This is a genomic window from Serratia sp. CY47444, assembly GCF_052168635.1.
GTDB lineage: Bacteria > Pseudomonadota > Gammaproteobacteria > Enterobacterales > Enterobacteriaceae > Serratia > Serratia bockelmannii.
Map to the genome: position 1 here is coordinate 57,675 of NZ_JBJNMH010000015.1, position 16,551 is coordinate 74,225.

General features: G+C 59.6%; 15 protein-coding genes, 1 tRNA gene and 1 other RNA gene. 8 read left to right on the forward strand and 9 right to left on the reverse strand.

The window, feature by feature from the left end; all coding sequences use genetic code 11:
* Positions 1-11 precede the first annotated feature (11 nt).
* The 4 genes from gtdA to ACJ8IL_RS18360 are packed head-to-tail and all read left to right on the forward strand — an operon-like array spanning position 12 to position 3,643.
* Entirely contained in the window at positions 12-1,049 is a 1,038-nt protein-coding gene (gtdA, locus tag ACJ8IL_RS18345; protein ID WP_049208494.1) for a gentisate 1,2-dioxygenase, read from the forward strand.
* Between the two features lie 15 nt (positions 1,050-1,064).
* Positions 1,065-1,766 carry a fumarylacetoacetate hydrolase family protein gene (locus ACJ8IL_RS18350; RefSeq protein WP_025303616.1) on the forward strand — a complete coding sequence of 234 codons (702 nt, stop codon included), beginning with the start codon at positions 1,065-1,067 and terminating at the stop codon, positions 1,764-1,766.
* 19 nt (positions 1,767-1,785) lie between these two features.
* A complete protein-coding gene (gene maiA, locus ACJ8IL_RS18355; RefSeq protein WP_060433915.1) occupies positions 1,786-2,430 on the forward strand; it encodes a maleylacetoacetate isomerase in 645 nt (214 codons plus the stop codon).
* A 19-nt stretch (positions 2,431-2,449) separates the two neighbouring features.
* A complete protein-coding gene (locus tag ACJ8IL_RS18360) occupies positions 2,450-3,643 on the forward strand; it encodes a 3-hydroxybenzoate 6-monooxygenase (RefSeq protein WP_043136451.1) in 1,194 nt (397 codons plus the stop codon).
* A gap of 112 nt (positions 3,644-3,755) precedes the next feature.
* On the opposite strand, the gene ACJ8IL_RS18365 is transcribed toward ACJ8IL_RS18360, so the two are convergent.
* The 4 genes from ACJ8IL_RS18365 to ACJ8IL_RS18380 form a co-directional block, all read right to left on the reverse strand.
* A non-coding RNA gene (locus tag ACJ8IL_RS18365) (RtT sRNA) lies at positions 3,756-3,885 on the reverse strand.
* A gap of 34 nt (positions 3,886-3,919) precedes the next feature.
* Positions 3,920-3,996: transfer RNA gene (locus tag ACJ8IL_RS18370), tRNA-Pro, on the reverse strand.
* A 78-nt stretch (positions 3,997-4,074) separates the two neighbouring features.
* Positions 4,075-5,856 carry an LPS biosynthesis-modulating metalloenzyme YejM gene (gene yejM, locus ACJ8IL_RS18375; protein ID WP_368907249.1) on the reverse strand — a complete coding sequence of 594 codons (1,782 nt, stop codon included), beginning with the start codon at positions 5,854-5,856 and terminating at the stop codon, positions 4,075-4,077.
* 9 nt (positions 5,857-5,865) lie between these two features.
* On the reverse strand, positions 5,866-6,093 hold the full coding sequence (locus tag ACJ8IL_RS18380; RefSeq protein WP_004935782.1) for a YejL family protein: 228 nt from the start codon (positions 6,091-6,093) through the stop codon (positions 5,866-5,868).
* Between the two features lie 210 nt (positions 6,094-6,303).
* Between ACJ8IL_RS18380 and yejK the strand changes: the two genes are divergently transcribed.
* Entirely contained in the window at positions 6,304-7,311 is a 1,008-nt protein-coding gene (gene yejK, locus ACJ8IL_RS18385) for a nucleoid-associated protein YejK (RefSeq protein WP_025303563.1), read from the forward strand.
* Positions 7,312-7,395: 84 nt separating this feature from the next.
* Here yejK and rplY read toward each other — a convergent pair whose 3' ends face one another.
* Together rplY and ACJ8IL_RS18395 are read right to left on the reverse strand one after the other, a co-directional pair.
* Entirely contained in the window at positions 7,396-7,680 is a 285-nt protein-coding gene (gene rplY / locus ACJ8IL_RS18390) for a 50S ribosomal protein L25 (protein ID WP_019453645.1), read from the reverse strand.
* 162 nt (positions 7,681-7,842) lie between these two features.
* On the reverse strand, positions 7,843-9,600 hold the full coding sequence (locus ACJ8IL_RS18395; protein WP_442516732.1) for a DEAD/DEAH box helicase: 1,758 nt from the start codon (positions 9,598-9,600) through the stop codon (positions 7,843-7,845).
* A gap of 318 nt (positions 9,601-9,918) precedes the next feature.
* On the opposite strand from ACJ8IL_RS18395, the gene rsuA reads away from it, so the two are divergent.
* The 3 genes from rsuA (at position 9,919) to ACJ8IL_RS18410 (ending at position 12,809) form a co-directional block, all read left to right on the forward strand.
* Positions 9,919-10,632 (forward strand): 16S rRNA pseudouridine(516) synthase RsuA, encoded by a 714-nt coding sequence (gene rsuA / locus ACJ8IL_RS18400; RefSeq protein ID WP_033639831.1) that lies wholly within the window; start codon positions 9,919-9,921, stop codon positions 10,630-10,632.
* A gap of 41 nt (positions 10,633-10,673) precedes the next feature.
* Positions 10,674-11,870 (forward strand): Bcr/CflA family multidrug efflux MFS transporter, encoded by a 1,197-nt coding sequence (locus ACJ8IL_RS18405; RefSeq protein ID WP_025303559.1) that lies wholly within the window; start codon positions 10,674-10,676, stop codon positions 11,868-11,870.
* Between the two features lie 594 nt (positions 11,871-12,464).
* Positions 12,465-12,809: a YejG family protein gene (locus ACJ8IL_RS18410; RefSeq protein WP_004935763.1), complete on the forward strand. Its 345-nt coding sequence runs from the start codon at positions 12,465-12,467 to the stop codon at positions 12,807-12,809.
* 8 nt (positions 12,810-12,817) lie between these two features.
* Here the strand turns inward: ACJ8IL_RS18410 and yejF are convergent, their stop codons facing one another.
* Genes yejF through ACJ8IL_RS18425 form a run of 3 tightly spaced genes read right to left on the reverse strand, consistent with a single transcriptional unit; the run spans position 12,818 to position 16,543 of the window.
* Positions 12,818-14,428, reverse strand: coding sequence for a microcin C ABC transporter ATP-binding protein YejF (gene yejF / locus ACJ8IL_RS18415; protein ID WP_368907242.1), 1,611 nt, complete (start codon positions 14,426-14,428; stop codon positions 12,818-12,820).
* Between the two features lies 1 nt (position 14,429).
* Positions 14,430-15,455: an ABC transporter permease gene (locus tag ACJ8IL_RS18420; RefSeq protein WP_442516723.1), complete on the reverse strand. Its 1,026-nt coding sequence runs from the start codon at positions 15,453-15,455 to the stop codon at positions 14,430-14,432.
* Positions 15,452-16,543, reverse strand: a complete 1,092-nt coding sequence (locus ACJ8IL_RS18425; protein ID WP_025303556.1) for a microcin C ABC transporter permease YejB — start codon at positions 16,541-16,543, stop codon at positions 15,452-15,454. The genes ACJ8IL_RS18420 and ACJ8IL_RS18425 overlap by 4 nt, the downstream gene beginning before the upstream one ends.
* Positions 16,544-16,551 lie beyond the last annotated feature (8 nt).

A 16,551-nucleotide genomic window follows, 5' to 3' on the forward strand; every position in this document is an offset into this window, starting at 1 on the left:
GGAGAATCCCTATGCCTGAACGCAATCAGGATGTTAATCCCAGCCGCCAGCAGTTCTACCGGCATATTTCCGGGCAGAACCTGACCCCATTGTGGGAGTCGCTGCACCATTTGGTGCCGCAAACGCCGAATGCAAACTGCGCTCCGGCTTACTGGAACTATCAGGCGATTCGCCCGCACCTGCTGGCCAGCGGCGAGTTGATTGGCGCCAAAGAGGCGGTTCGCCGCGTGCTGGTGCTGGAAAACCCGATGCTGCGCGGACAGTCCTCCATCACCCCGACGCTGTATGCCGGATTGCAGTTGATCATGCCGGGCGAAGTCGCGCCGAGCCATCGCCATAATCAGTCGGCATTGCGTTTTATCGTCGAGGGGAAAGGGGCATTTACCGCCGTTGACGGTGAACGTACGCAAATGCATGAAGGCGACTTCATTTTGACGCCGCAGTGGCGCTGGCACGATCACGGTAATCCCGGCGAGGAGCCGGTGGTATGGCTGGACGGGCTGGATCTGCCGCTGGTGAACCTGCTGGGTTGCGGTTTCGCGGAAGACTATCCGCAAGAGCAGCAGCCCGTGACGCGCCAGGAGGGGGATTATTTACCGCGCTATGCGGCCAATATGCTGCCGCTGCGCCATCAGAAAGGCAACTCATCGCCCATTTTCAACTACCGCTACGATCGCAGCCGGGAAGCGCTGCACGACCTCACCCGCATGGGGGACGCCGACGAGTGGGACGGCTACAAGATGCGCTACGCCAACCCGGTGACCGGCGGCTATCCCATGCCCTCGATGGGCGCCTTCCTGCAGCTGCTGCCGAAAGGCTTTTCCTCACGGAAGGCGCGCACCACGGACAGCACCATTTACCACGTGGTGGAAGGGCGCGGCCAGGTCAGCATCGGCAGCGAAACCCTTCACTTTTCGGCAAAAGATATCTTCGTGGCGCCGACCTGGTTCGACGTGTCGTTTCAGGCGGACGAAGACACCGTGTTATTCAGTTTCTCGGACAGGCCGGTTCAGGAAGCCCTGGGACTGTTCCGCGAAGCACGTTATTAATTTGGGAGAGACAAAATGACGCAATACGTATTTGCACCGCAAGCCCCCGTGACGGTTCCTGTTGTGGGGAGTGATAAACAGTTTCCCGTGCGCCGTGTCTACTGCGTCGGGCGTAACTATGCTGCGCATGCCCGCGAAATGGGCTTTGACCCGGATCGTGAGCCACCTTTTTTCTTCTGCAAGCCTGCCGATGCGGTGGTGCCGGTGGCGGCCGGCGAAACGCTGGCGTTGCCGTATCCGTCGCAAACCGACAACTATCACTACGAAATCGAACTGGTGGTGGCGATTGGCAAACGGGGGAGCGATATTCCGCTGGAAAAGGCGCATGAATACATTTGGGGATATGCCACAGGCCTAGACATGACCCGCCGCGATCGGCAGATGGACATGCGTCAGATGGGGCGCCCATGGGAAATCGGCAAGTCGTTCGATCTTTCTGCGCCCATCGCGCCATTGCATAAAGCCGGCGACAGCGCCGACGTGAACAACGCGCCTATCTGGCTGCAGGTCAACGGCAGCGATCGCCAGCGCAGCGACATCCGCCATCTGATCTGGTCGGTGAATGAAACCATCAGCTATCTGTCCGGCTTTTTTGAGCTGCAGCCCGGCGATCTGATTTTTACCGGGACGCCGGAGGGGGTGGGCGCGGTGGTGAAAGGCGATGTGATTACCGGCAATGTAGAGGGGCTAACCCCGATCGCCGTGAAGATTGTCTGAGCCGATTCAGAGGTGAATGATGAAGCTGTACAGTTTCTTTAATAGCTCAGCGTCCTACCGCGTGCGCATTGCGCTGGCGCTGAAAGGCCTCCATTACCAGACGGTGGGGGTCAATATTCGCATCGGGCAGCAGAATGAGCTGGCATATCGGCGAATGAACCCGGTCGGGCTGGTGCCGACGCTGCTCACGGACGACGGTGAGTCTCTCAGCCAGTCGCTGGCGATTATTGACTGGCTGGATCGCCATTTTCCTCAGTCGCCGCTGTTACCGACGGCCGACCCGGCGCGCAGCCGGATACTGGAAATCGTTTATGTTATTGCCTGCGATATTCATCCGGTAAATAACCTGCGGGTTTTACGCTACCTGAGTGAAGAGCTGAAGGTGAGTGAGGAAGAGAAAAAACGCTGGTATGCGCACTGGATCCGCCAAGGGCTGAGCGCCGTAGAACAGCTGTTGCTCCAGAGGCCGCCAGGACCCTTCTGCGTTGGCGATACCCCGACGTTGGCGGATTGCTGCCTGATCCCTCAGTGGGCGAATGCCCTGCGGATGGGGTGCGATCTGAGCGGGTATCCGCGCTGTAAGGCGGTTTACGACGCCTGTACTCAGCTCCCGGCGTTTATCGCCGCGGCGCCCGAAAACCAACAAGACAAAATCTCAGCCTGAGCCCGAAAGGAGGAAAACAATGGCTAAAGTGATGCGCGCAATTATCGTCGGGGGAGGCATTGGCGGCGCAGCGACTGCGCTCTCGCTGGCTCGCCAGGGCATTAAAGTGATGTTGTTGGAAAAGGCGCACGAGATTGGTGAGATTGGGGCGGGTATTCAGCTCGGCCCCAACGCCTTTTCCGCGCTGGATAGCCTGGGTGTGGGCGGCGTAGCGCGTCAGCGCGCCGTCTTTACCGATCACATTACCCTGATGGATGCGGTCAATGCCCAGGAGGTGGTGCATATTGAGACCGGGCAAGCATTTCGCGATCACTTTGGCGGTCCCTATGCGGTTATCCATCGGGCGGATATCCACGCCTCTGTTTGGGAAGCGGTATTGACCCATCCGGATGTGGAATACCGTACCTCAACGCAGGTGGCGGGTATCAGCCAAACGGTGGACGATGTGACGGTATTTGATGAGCAGGGCAATCGCTGGACGGCGGATATTCTGATCGGCTGCGATGGCGTGAGGTCGGTGGTGCGGCAGTACCTGCTGGGCGATGCGCCGCGGGTGACCGGACATGTGGTTTACCGCGCCGTGATTAATTGCGATGAGATGCCGGAGGATTTACGCATTAACGCGCCGGTACTGTGGGCGGGGCCGCATTGCCATCTGGTGCATTACCCGCTGCGCGGCGGGAAGCAGTATAACCTGGTGGTGACGTTCCATAGCCGTCAGCAGGAGGAATGGGGTGTGAAGGAGGGCAGTAAAGAGGAGGTACTTTCCTATTTTTCCGGTATTCACCCGCGTCCGCGCCAGATGCTGGATAAGCCGACCTCATGGCGCCGCTGGTCAACCGCCGATCGTGAACCGGTGGAGAAATGGGGCAACGACCGTATCACGCTGGTGGGAGACGCAGCGCACCCGGTGGCACAGTATATGGCACAGGGAGCCTGCATGGCGCTGGAGGATGCGGTAACGCTGGGTAAAGCGCTGGAAGAGCATGGAGGGGATGCGGCAAAAGCGCTTGCCCTGTACGAGTCGGTACGTATTCCACGCACGGCGCGCATCGTCTGGTCAACCCGTGAGATGGGCCGTGTTTATCACGCCGCAGGCGTTGAGCGCCAGGTGCGTAATCTGTTATGGAAAGGCAAATCTCAGGCGGAATTTTATCGCGGAATGGAATGGCTGTACGGCTGGAAAGAAGAAAACTGCCTGCAGCCGCGCTGAGAGAGAGGCCCTGCCCAGGCCTCCGCTAGCGCATGGGCCAAATCGGTGCGGCCTAATCCTCTCAATATGCAGACGAAAAAAAACCTGCTGTAACAGCAGGTTTTCTTAAATTTGGTCGGCATGAGAGGATTATGCGCATCTTCGATGCTTGCCCTGCGGGCCGTTGCTAAAGCAACGTGGTCTCACTACGTTCGGCTCAAACCTCCTTCGGAGATTCTCATCCTCTCGACGTGCAGACGAAAAAAAACCTGCTGTAACAGCAGGTTTTCTTAAATTTGGTCGGCATGAGAGGATTCGAACCTCCGACCCCCGACACCCCATGACGGTGCGCTACCAGGCTGCGCTACATGCCGACGCTATGAAAAATCATACTACCGATTCCCGATGTTAATGCAAGCGCCTCGCCACTTGATTGCTTTAGTTTTAAGCAGTTAGTTGGCGATAAAGCGTTTTACATCGGTCAGCACCTGCAGCAGCAGAGCAAGCTGCGGTTTCTCGTCTTTTATTTCTTCGCCGTTCTGATCGTAGACGCGATAGTTGCCGCTGTTGTCCAGCATCAGCGTCTGCGTCGGCGTAGTGATCACCAGCTGATTGCCATCGCCGGTGGCGATCCAGTCGTTGCGGCGCTGGGCGGTGAACAGATCTTCGCCCTGCGAATAGTCTTTCGGCGCGGTTTTCACGTGCAGCAACCGTTGCATCAAGGTGCGCATCACGTCGTTATGGCCGGTCAGCTTGCTGATGGTCTGCGCTGGGGTGCCCGGCCAGTGGATCACCAACGGCACCTGCAGTTGCGCCTGGTTGAAGGCAGTGCCGGCGCCCCATTGGCCTTTGCCGCTGTCGTTGAATTCGACGCCGTGTTCGGCGGTGATCACCACCACGGTTTTGTCCAGCAGACCGCGCTGTTTCAGGGTATCCAGCACCTGGGCTATCTGGGCATCCACGTCTTGCGCGCCGGTGCGATAGCGTTGGATAAAATCGGCCGGCGCCGGGGTTTTGTCGCCTTCGGCCGGCTCGGCGCCGCTGAAGTTGATATAGGAGAACCACGGCTCTTTGCCGCCCTGATCCGTCAGCCAGCGCTGCCATTGCTGCGTGGTTTGCGCGTCGCTTTGCGGCGCCGGCGTCGGCAGCGAGAAGTCGGTCAACAGGGCCTGGCGGTACAGGCTTGCGTTGAAACCGTCGGAAGAGAACAGCCCCAGTTGGTAGCCCTGATCGCCGAGCGCGTTGAGCAGCGCCGACGGCTTGCGGCCGGCGAGCACGCTGTCCAGATAGGTCGGAGAAATGCCGTAGAACAGGCCGAACAGCCCGGTGTCGGCATGATTACCCGAGCTGTAGTGATCGCTGAAGCGCACGTTTCCCTGGGCGAAGCGCGTCAGCGCCGGCATGTCCTGCGCCACGTCTTTGGCGCGAATGCCGTCCACCACGATCATCAGCAGGTTATAGCCGCTGCCTTTATCGCCGTAGCTGAGATCGCTGAGCGGATACTCCACCGCCACCGCTTCCGGGTTGCCCTGTTGCATCAGGCGGCGCTCATACTCTTGCTGGTCGAGCAGGCCGTGTTTTTCGAGGAACTTGCGCGCGGTCATCGGGTACGAGAGCGGCAGATTGGCTCGCTGCATGGTGATCGGGCGATAGAAGTTGGCGTCAGCCCAAATGTAAATCAGGTGCGACGCGAAAAAGGCGCTGATAAACAGCGCCGCCAGCGGTTTGCCGAAGCGGCGGCGGTTCAGGCTGCGCAGCTTCTGCCAGCTCCAAGTGCCGAACAACATCTCCACCAGGAAGATCACGGGCACGCAGATAAACATCAGCTGCCAGTCGCGCGACAGCTCACTCTGGTCCGGGTTGACCACCAGATCCCACACCACCGGATTGAGGTGCAGGTGGAAATGGGAGAACACTTCACTGTCGACCAGTAACAGCGTGAGCCCGATGGTGGCCAGCGCGGCGGAAATAAATCGCAGCAGCCGCTGCGACATCACCACGAAGGTGAGCGGGAAGATCACCAGCAAATAACCGGCGAACACGATAAAGCTGAAATGTCCCAGCAGGCTGACAAAGGCATAGACCCGGCCCAGCAGGGATGCGGGCCAGTCGGTAACAAACAGGTAGCGGCTGCCCAGCCCAAGGGCGAGCAGGATGTTGAATAAGGCGAACCAGTGCCCCCAGCTGATCATCTGGGAGACTTTTTCACGATAACGCTGACGGTTTGTCACCATAAGTCAATATTAATGTGCTTTGTCTTCACGGACAGAAGCCTGCAGGGCTTCCGCGAACGATCTTGCCAGGGTTTTCCGCTGCGCGGGGGCAACGCTGGTGTTGATCAAATTAGTGACCATGTTGCCCAGCACCATCAGGGAAAGATCGGTGGGGGTATGGTGTTTTTCCAGAACATTGACCAGCTCTGAGAGCAGTTGTTCAACGTGTTCGTCACTGTAACGGGATGATTGTGGCATAAAATTGCGCTTAGTAATCTGCAAAGTGCCCTATCTTACCGTATAGGGCAGTGATTTTCCGCTCTTTTATCACTTCCTGTCATTTGGGGAAGGGGGCGCCCGTGGCGGGGCTGCTCCTCGCAGCGCCTTTCCGGTTTGCCGCGGTTTTTAGTATTGCAGGTCGGGGCCTTCAGTGTTTGAATACGCGCCTAAAGAACAGGAGGATTTACCATGAGTCTGGATATCGACCAGATCGCTTTGCATCAGTTGGTGAAACGCGACGAGCAAACGCTGGACGTGGTGCTGCGCGATTCCTTGCTTCCTACCAACGCGGCGGTGGAAGAAATGATGACGGAACTGCATCGCGTCTACAGCGCCAAGAGCAAGGCCTTAGGCCTGTTCAACGAAGGTAGCGAGCTGGCGGAAGCGCTGCGCACCTGCCGCAAGGACGATAAGGACTTTCTGGCCTTCAGCCGCGCGGCGACCGGCCGCCTGCGCGACGAACTGGCGAAGTATCCGTTTGCCGAAGGCGGCGTGGTGCTGTTCGGCCAATACCGTTATCTGGCGGTGGAGTACCTGCTGATCGCGGTGCTGAACAGCCGTAACAGCATGCGCGTCAACGAAGAGCTGGATATCAACACCACGCACTATCTGGACATCAACAACGCCGATATCGTCGCGCGCATCGATCTGACCGAATGGGAAACCAACCCGGAATCGACCCGCTATCTGACCTTCCTGCGCGGGCGCGTAGGCCGTAAGGTCGCCGACTTCTTCATGGATTTCCTGGCGGCGTCCGAAGGGTTGGACACCAAGGCGCAAAACCGCGGGCTGCTGCAGGCGGTAGACGACTACTGCGCCGATGCGCAGCTGGACAAGAACGAGCGCCAGTCGGTGCGCCAGCAGGTGTACAGCTACTGCAACGAACAGCTGCAGGCCGGCGAAGAGATTGAACTGCAGGCCTTGTCGCAGGAGCTGTCGCCGCTCGGCGAGAAAGACTTCATGCAGTTCTCCAGCGAGCAAGGGTATGAGCTGGAAGAGAGCTTCCCGGCGGATCGCGGCACGCTGCGCCAACTAACCAAATTTGCCGGCAGCGGCGGCGGCATCAGCCTGAACTTCGACGCCATGCTGCTGGGCGAACGCATTTTCTGGGATGCGGCCACTGACACGCTGACCATCAGAGGCACGCCGCCGAACCTGCGCGATCAGCTGCAGCGCCGGACCGGCAGCGGCAAGTAAGCGTGCCGAATCGTAGACAATAAAAAACGCCGCAATTGCGGCGTTCTTTATTTCGGCGTCCCGAAAGGTTCGAAAACGTAGCGATTAAACGCGAACGAAGTCGATGTGAGCCAGTTTTGGCTTGAACGGGTGACGCTGTACAGCCTGAACCTTAACTTTGGTTTCTTTACCGTCGATAACCAGAGTTACTGCTTCGCTGTAGAATTCTGGTTTAGCTTCCATGTTCTTAACAGAATCATGGTCCAATTCGATGGAAACTGCAGCTTCTTTGCCACCGTAAACGATAGCTGGGAATTTGTTTGCTGCACGCAGGCGGCGGCTCGCACCTTTACCCTGGTCTTTACGTACTTCTACATTGATAGTGAACATTGTTTTTTCTCTTAAAAGAAAATTTACCCTGCTACAGGCGACCCAAGTAGCAAGTTCGGAAACCCGCTTTAACGCTGGGCTGGCCCAGGTAAAGCGCGCGGCATTTTAACGGAAAGCCGCCCGCAGGGCAACGAAAACCTGCCCAGGTTGGGGACAGTTCGCTCAGGCCAACTGATTGGCGCGGCGGAAACGGCCTTGATAATCGAACACTTTCTCACGCACCTGCCAAAACTGCCCGCGCTTGCGCGCCACCACGAAATCCGGATGGCGCAGCGCCTGCTGTTGCGCCAGCACGTCGGCGGCGGTGTGCCAGGCGAACGGCACGCCCGGCGCGCGCTGATGCGGGCGCAGGAACAGCATCTCGAACGCTTTGCGCTGCGCCGGCGTCTGCAGGCGGAAGCGCTCGCTGGTGCTGGTGCCGTCCTCGTCGTAATAGGTGGCCTTCAGCCATTCGCCCTTGTCGTCGCGGCCGCTCTGCAGTTCCATGCCGCCGCAGCGCAGCACCAGCGCGTCTTTCAGCTTCAGCGCCGCCTTCAGCATGTCATCGGGATCGACCAACACTTCCTGACATTGATGGCAGCGGCGTGCGGCGATATCGTTCTCCGCGCCGCAGTGCGGGCAACTCTTGAACCGGAAGCGGTAATCGCACTGCTCGCGGTGGCCGTCGTCGTCCTCCAGCCAGCCCTGACAGCGGCGGCCGTAGTGCTCGATGATATCGCCGTTCTCGGTGCACTTGCCCCAGAACAGGTTGGCGAAGCCGCAGGCCGGGCAGAATACCTGCACCGGCTGGCTGTCGCCGTGCGGCTTGCTGACGCCGACCTCCGGCGTGAATAGATCGTGCGGGTTGCCGGCGTAGTCGAGGATCAGGCAATCCTTTTTGTTGGGCGCCAAACGCAGCCCGCGCCCGACGATCTGCTGGTACAGGCTGACGGACTCGGTGGGGCGCAGGATCGCGATCAGATCGACGTGCGGCGCGTCGAAACCGGTGGTCAATACCGCGACGTTGACCAGATAGCGCAGCCGCTGCTGTTTGAACGCCTCGATCAGCGCATCGCGCTCGGCGGGCGGCGTTTCGGCGCTGACCAGCGCGGCTTCGCCGTTCGGCAGCAGGCCGTGGATTTCGCGGGCGTGTTCGACGGTGGCGGCGAAGATCATCACGCCTTTGCGATCCTCAGCGTATTCCACAATCTGGCTGATGATGTGCGGCGTGACGCGGTTTTGCCGCTTCAGCTCGCGGTTCAGATCCGCTTCGCTGAACAGGCCGTTGCTTCTGGCCTCCAGCCGGCTGAAATCGTACTGCACAATCGGCATGTCCAGCCGCTCAGGCGGCACCAGGAAGCCGTTCTTAATCATATAGCGCAGCGGCAGCTCATAGATGCAGTCGCGAAATAGGCTGGCGCCGTCGCCACGGGTGAAACCGTGGTAGTGATACTGGTAAATCCAGCCCTTGCCCAGACGATAGGGCGTGGCGGTCAACCCCAGCAGCCGCAGCTGCGGGTTGGTTTTCTGCAAATGCTGGATGATTTGTTGGTACTGGCTGTCGTCGTCATCGCTGATGCGGTGGCATTCATCGACGATCAGCAGTGAAAAGGCGCCGTAGAACAGCGGCAGGTTGCGCGCCACCGACTGCACGCTGCCGAACACCACCTTGCCGGCGCTTTCTTTTTGTTGCAGGCCGGCGGCGAAGATGTCCGCCTCCAGGCCGTAGGCGCAGTATTTGGCGTGGTTTTGCGCCACCAGTTCCTTGACGTGCGCCAACACCAGCACCCGCCCACGGGCGCGCTTCGCCAGTTCGGCGATCACCAGGCTTTTGCCGGCGCCGGTCGGCAGCACGATCAGCGCCGGTTCGGGACGCCGCCGGAAATGGTTGATGGTGGCTTCGACCGCTTCCAGTTGGTAGGGGCGTAGGGTAAAGGCCATAAATGAACGCCGTAGAGTGGAATGGGCCGCCGGGTACAGATCTTGTCGCCTCCGTTCCCACAGAAACAGCGACATTTTACGCCCCGGGCGGCCGAAAAATTTCTACTATTATGCCTTCTGCGCGCGCGCGGTGCGAGAAGCGTGAAAATTACCTCTGTCGGGCAACGCGTAGTGTCGCTATACTTGTGTGACAGCAATCGCTGTTCCCCCACGCGATTTCCCCCCTGAACCTGCTATTTGCACCCGGTGCAACGGCGGGCGTCATATTTTGGCAATACGATCAATGCGATCATAACAACGACAGGCAAAGCAGATCCCATGCGATTGGACAAGTTTTTATCTCAGCAGTTAGGCATCAGCCGTGCGCTGGTCGCGCGCGAACTTCGGGCTAAACGCGTCACCGTGGACGGTGAGGTGGTGAAGAGCGGGGCGATTAAACTGACCCCGGAGCAAGAAGTGGCGTTCGACGGCAATCCGCTGCAGCAGCAGAACGGCCCGCGCTATTTCATGCTCAACAAACCGCAGGGCTACGTCTGCTCTACCGACGATCCCGATCATCCGACGGTGCTGTATTTCCTCGATGAGCCGGTCGCGTACAAGCTGCACGCCGCCGGGCGGCTGGATATCGACACCACCGGGCTGGTGCTGATGACCGACGACGGCCAGTGGTCGCACCGCGTCACGTCGCCGCGCCACCACTGCGAGAAAACCTATTTGGTCACGCTGGAGCACCCGTTGGCGGAAGACACCGCGCAGCGTTTCGCTGAAGGGGTGCAACTGCACAACGAGAAAGATCTGACGCGGCCGGCGACGCTGGAGCAGGTCGACGAGCACGTGGTGCGCCTGACCATCAGCGAAGGGCGCTACCACCAGGTGAAGCGGATGTTCGCCGCCGTCGGCAACCGGGTGATCGCGTTGCACCGCGAGCGCATCGGCGCCATCGTGCTGGATGACGATCTGGCGCCGGGCGAATACCGCCCATTGACGGAAGAAGAGATCGCCAGCGTGGGTGCGCCGCACCTGCAGGACTGATAACCGATCATCGATTGCGGCCGATTAAGGAGTCGTGGAACGTGCAACAGAACCGAACCTCTCATCTCGGTTTGATTTTCATTCTGGGCCTGTTGTCCATGTTGATGCCGTTGGCCATCGACATGTACCTGCCCAGTATGCCGGTGATCGCCGCCCAGTTTGGCGTCGAGTCCGGCAGCGTGCAGATGACGCTCAGCGCCTATATGCTCGGCTTTGCCTTCGGGCAGCTGTTCTATGGGCCGATGTCGGACAGCATCGGCCGCAAGCCGGTGATCCTGTGGGGTACGCTGATCTTCGCCATCGCCGGCTGCGCCTGCGCCATGGCGCAATCGATCGATCAGCTGATCGGGCTGCGTTTCCTGCACGGTTTGGCCGCCGCCGCCGCCAGCGTAGTGATCAACGCCTTGATGCGCGACATGTTCACCAAGGACGAGTTCTCGCGCATGATGTCGTTCGTCATTCTGGTGATGACCATCGCGCCGCTGCTGGCGCCGATGATCGGCGGGGCGCTGCTGCTGTGGTTCAGTTGGCACGCCATCTTCTGGACCATGGGCGCCGCGGCGTTGATCGGTTCACTGCTGGTGGCCCTGTTCATCAAGGAGACGCTGCCGAAAGAACGGCGACAGCGGTTCCACCTGCGCACCACGCTGGGCAATTTCGGTTCGCTGTTCCGCCACAAACGGGTGCTGAGCTACATGCTGGCCAGCGCCTTCTCGTTCGCCGGCATGTTCTCGTTCCTCAGCGCCGGGCCGTTCGTCTACATCGAACTGAACCACGTTTCGCCGCAACACTTCGGCTACTATTTTGCGCTGAACATCGTGTTCCTGTTCCTGACGACGCTGATTAACAGCCGCAACGTGCGGCGGTTCGGCGCGGTCAAGATGTTCAAGCTGGGGCTGCTGGTACAGCTGGCGATGGGGCTGTGGCTGCTGGCGGTGAGCGCCGTCGGTCTGGGTTTCTGGGCGCTGGTGATCGGCGTTGCGGTCTATCTGGGGTGCATCGCGATGATCTCCTCCAACGCCATGGCGGTGATCCTGGATGATTTCCCGCATATGGCGGGCACGGCTTCTTCCTTGGCCGGTACGTTGCGCTTCAGCATCGGTGCGCTGGTGGGAGCGGTGCTGTCGATGGCGCCGGGCAAAAGCGCTTGGCCCATGGTCACCTCGATGGCGCTGTGCAGCATCGTGGCGGTGCTGTTCTATGTTTACGCCAGCCGGCCGCGCGATCGCGCAGCCTGACGTTCTCCCGATTCGGGGCGTTTTGCCCCGCATCGCCTTAGGGTTGCGCCTTGCCATTTCAGGGTGCAACTGGCAATGAAAAATTTGTTGCTAAATATACGCAAGCTAATTAATTGGCCGTTTTCCCCTCTGTGTGTTTTTTGTTAAAAAATTCCACCGCCGCATCGCCTAATATTCCTCGGGAGGCGCAGTGTTCTGCCGGCTGAGTGCTGCGGATGGTTTGGATTAGGATTGATGTAAATCAAGGCATTAGCAGGGGAGGGTGCGCTAACGTGGTGGGCTAAATGTTTCTTCATTGTAAAAATATGGCGACGGAAAAGTAGTCGCATTGCAAGAAAAAAGAGTTGAGATCGCTGCGGGAAAGGGTTACATATAACGCAAAAATGCGAGCTGAGTCGCAAAATGCCGTGAAATAACACCGCACGGCGCGCCAAAAAATGGCACGGCATCGGCAAGCACGGGGTCAGGTTAATGACTAGCGGCAAAATTTACATTTAAATAACATTTGTGCGCGGCAGAGTCGGGAGTCAGCGGCTATAACTTAGTAACCCTGTCAGGTAAAAGTGTTTCACCTTTTCAATCTAGGGATTTCATGTGGAGAGTATCCAACTTTCGGTAGTGCATCGCTTGCCGCAAAGTTATCGTTGGCTATCCGGTTTCACCGGCGTGAAGGTCGAACCGATTCCGTTTAACGGAATAGACGAAGATAACAACCTGATTGGTCTGAAGTTACTCAGCCATGAAGGGGCCGAGGCCTGGCAGGTCATGCAACAGCTCAATCTGTCGCTGCAGGAGATTCAGGTCGACTGCGCGATTGTTGAATGGGAAGGGGAACCTTGCCTGTTCGTGCAGCGCAGCGACGAGAGCGCCACCATGTGCCGCCTGAAAAACGTCGGCGCCGCGATCGCCGAACCGCTCAGCGCGCAATACCCTTTCTAAATTCGCCGCTAGTCCGCCAACTGCAGCAGTTGACGGGTATAGTCGGCGGCGGGCGCCGCGAAAATCGCCCGGCAGTCTCCCTGTTCAACCACTTCTCCCTGTCGCAACACGATGACCTGGTGGCATAGCGAACGCACCACCTGCAGGTCATGGCTGATGAACAGATAAGCCAGCCGGTGGCGTTGCTGCAGCGATTTCAGCAGCGTCAGGATCTGCGCCTGCACCGATTTATCCAGCGAAGAGGTCGGCTCGTCGAGGATCAGCAACTGTGGCTGCAGGATCAGTGCACGCGCGATGGCGATACGCTGGCGCTGGCCACCGGAAAACTCGGTGGGATAGCGGTGGCGCAGCTGCGGGTCCAGCCCGACCTCCTGCAACACCGCGATCACGCGCTGTTCCCGTTGCTCGGCGGTAAGCCGCTGGTGCACTTCCAGCCCTTCGGCGATGATCTGCTGTACGTTCAGGCGCGGGTTCAGGGCGGAATAGGGATCCTGGAAGACGATTTGCATTCGGCTGCGGTAGGGCAGCATCTGCTTCATCGTGAGCGGGTGCAGCGGTTCGCCGTCGAACCAGATGGCGCCCTGAGAGGCCAGCAGGCGCAGCAGCGCCAGCCCGGTGGTGCTTTTGCCCGAGCCGGATTCTCCCACCAGCCCCACGCTTTCCCCGGCGCGCAGCTCGAAACTCAATGACTTCAACGCATAGTGATAATCCACCGTGCGGCGCAGCAGGCCGCGTCGAATAGGGAAGCGCACCTGCAGATCTTCCACCTTGAGCAGCGGCCGCTCGTCGCCGGGGCGCGCTTTGGCCGCGGCAGGCAACGGCAGCGGCTCACCGACGTCTTCGGCCGCCAGCAGCTGCTGCGTGTAGGGATGTTGCGGCCGGCTGAACAGCTGCGTGCGGGCGTTTTGCTCCACGCAGCGCCCCTGACGCATTACCGCCACGTTATCCGCCAGGCGGCGCACGATATTCAGATTATGGGTGATAAACAGCAACCCCATGCCCATCTCCTGCTTCAGTTCTTGCAGCAGCGTCAGGATCTGCGCCTGGATAGTAACGTCGAGCGCGGTGGTGGGTTCGTCGGCGATCAGCAGTTTTGGGCGGGTCAACACCGCCATGGCGATCATCACCCGCTGGCGTTCGCCGCCGGACAGCTGATGCGGGTAATCCTGCAGCCGGCTCTTGGCCTGACGGATGCCGACGCGTTCCAGGCACTCGACGATCTCTGCGCGCGCGGCTTCACGCCGCAGGCCGCGGTGCAGCATCAACACTTCCGCCAGCTGTTTTTCGATGGTGTGCAGTGGGTTAAGCGACACCATCGGCTCCTGAAAGATCATCGCGATCTGATTGCCGCGCACCTTGCGCAGCGCCGCTTCCGGCGCATGCAGCAACGAGTCGCCGTTGAACAGGATATCGCCGGCAGGGTAAACCACCGGCGGTGCGGGCAGCAAGCGCAGTATCGACAGGGCGGTGACGCTTTTACCGGAGCCGGATTCCCCTACCAGCGCCAGCGTTTCCGCCGGCGCGATTTGCAGCGAGAGTTCGTTGACCACCGGCGTGACGGTGTCGCCCTGGCGGAAGGCGATGCTGAGATCTTGAATTGCGAGCAAAGGAGTGGCCATATCAATGCGCCTTGCTGGGGTCAAAGGCGTCGCGCACCGCTTCGCCGATAAAGATTAATAACGACAGCAGCACTGCCAATACCAGGAAGGCGGTGATACCGAGCCACGGCGCCTGCAGATTGTTTTTGCCTTGCAGCAGCAATTCGCCGAGCGACGGCGAGCCTATCGGCAGCCCGAAGCCGAGGAAATCGAGCGACGTCAGGGTGGTGATCGAGCCGCAAAGGATAAACGGCAGGAAGGTCAGCGTCGCCACCGTGGCGTTAGGCAGCATATGGCGGGACATGATCACGCGATCCGGCACGCCCATGGCGCGCGCGGCGCGGATGTAGTCAAAGTTGCGGGTGCGCAAGAATTCGGCGCGCACTACGCCCACCAGGCTCATCCAGCCGAACAGGATGGTGATGCCGAGCAGCCACCAGAAATTGGGCTGGACGATGCTCGACAACAGGATGATCAGAAACAGCGTCGGCATGCCCGACCACACTTCGATAAATCGCTGCCCCCACAGGTCGAAACGCCCGCCGTAATACCCCTGGGTCGCGCCGACGCACACGCCGATCAGACTGGAAAACAGCGTCAACGCCAGGCCGAACAGCATCGAGATGCGAAAACCGTACAGCACCCGAGCCAGCACATCGCCGCCGTTGCTGTCGGTGCCCAGCAGGTTATGGCGCGAAGGCGGCGAAGGGAAGGGCACCTCGGTGGCGAAGTTGATGGTGTCGTAGCTGAAACGGATCGGCGCCCAGACCGCCCAGCCGTGCAGTTCGATCTGCCGCTGGACGAACGGATCCTGATAGTCGGCTTCGGTATTCAGTTCGCCGCCGAAGGCGGTTTCGCTGTAGCTAATCATAAACGGCAGGTATAACCGGCCTTCATAACGCACCAACAGCGGTTTGTCGTTGGCGATCAGATCGGCGGCCAGGCTCAGCGTGAACAGCACCAGAAAGATCCACAGCGACCAGTAGCCGCGGCGATTGCGGCGAAAACGCGCCCAGCGCGCCTGGTTGATCGGGCTAAGGCGGCTCATTGGCGGGCCTCGAAGTCAATGCGCGGATCGACCAGGGTGTAGGTGACATCGCTGAGGATGTTCAACAGCAGGCCGATCAGGGTGAAGATATACAGCGTGCCGAACATCACCGGGTAGTCGCGCTGCAGCGTGGCGTCGTAGCCCAGCAGCCCCAGGCCGTTGAGCGAGAACATCACCTCAATCAGCAGCGATCCGGTAAAGAACATGCTGATAAAGGTGGCCGGAAAACCGGCGATCACCAGCAGCATGGCGTTGCGGAACACGTGGCGGTACAGGATCTTTTTTTCGTCCAGCCCTTTGGCGCGGGCGGTGGTGACGTACTGCTTGCGGATCTCATCAAGGAACGCGTTTTTGGTCAGCATGGTCAGGGTGGCGAAGCCGCCGATCACCGTCGCCAGCACCGGCAATGTGATGTGCCACAGGTAGTCGGCGATCTTCGCCGGCCACGAGAGGGTGTCGAAGTTGCTGGACACCAGGCCGCGCAGCGGGAACCAGTCGAGGTAGCTGCCGCCGGCGAACAGCACGATCATCAGGATAGCGAACAGGAAAGCCGGAATGGCGTAGCCGATGATGATCAGCGTGCTGCTCCAGGTATCGAATGCGCTGCCGTTGTGGACGGCCTTGCGGATGCCGAGCGGGATCGACACCAGATAAATGATCAGCGTGCTCCAAAGGCCCAGCGTGATGGAGACCGGCAGGCTCTGGCTAATCAGTTGCATCACCGAAGCGCCGCGAAACAGGCTGTCGCCGAAGTCGAAGCGCATATAGTTCCACAGCATGGTGAAGTAACGCTCATGCAGCGGTTTGTCGAAGCCGTACCGTTGGGTGATCTCGGCGATCACCTCCGGATCCAGGCCGCGCGAACCGCGATATTGGCCGTCGCCTGCCGCGATGCCCGTCCGGGCATGGCCCAGGCCTTCGCCGACACCGCCGCTGCCAAACCCGCTGCCGTGCCCGAGCTCGATGGCGGCGATGGCCTGATCCACCGGGCCACCGGGCGCGATTTGCACGATAAAAAAGTTGATGGTGATGATCGCCCACAGCGTGGGGATCACCAATAACAGTCTGCGTATCAGATAGGCCGCCATTCCGACTC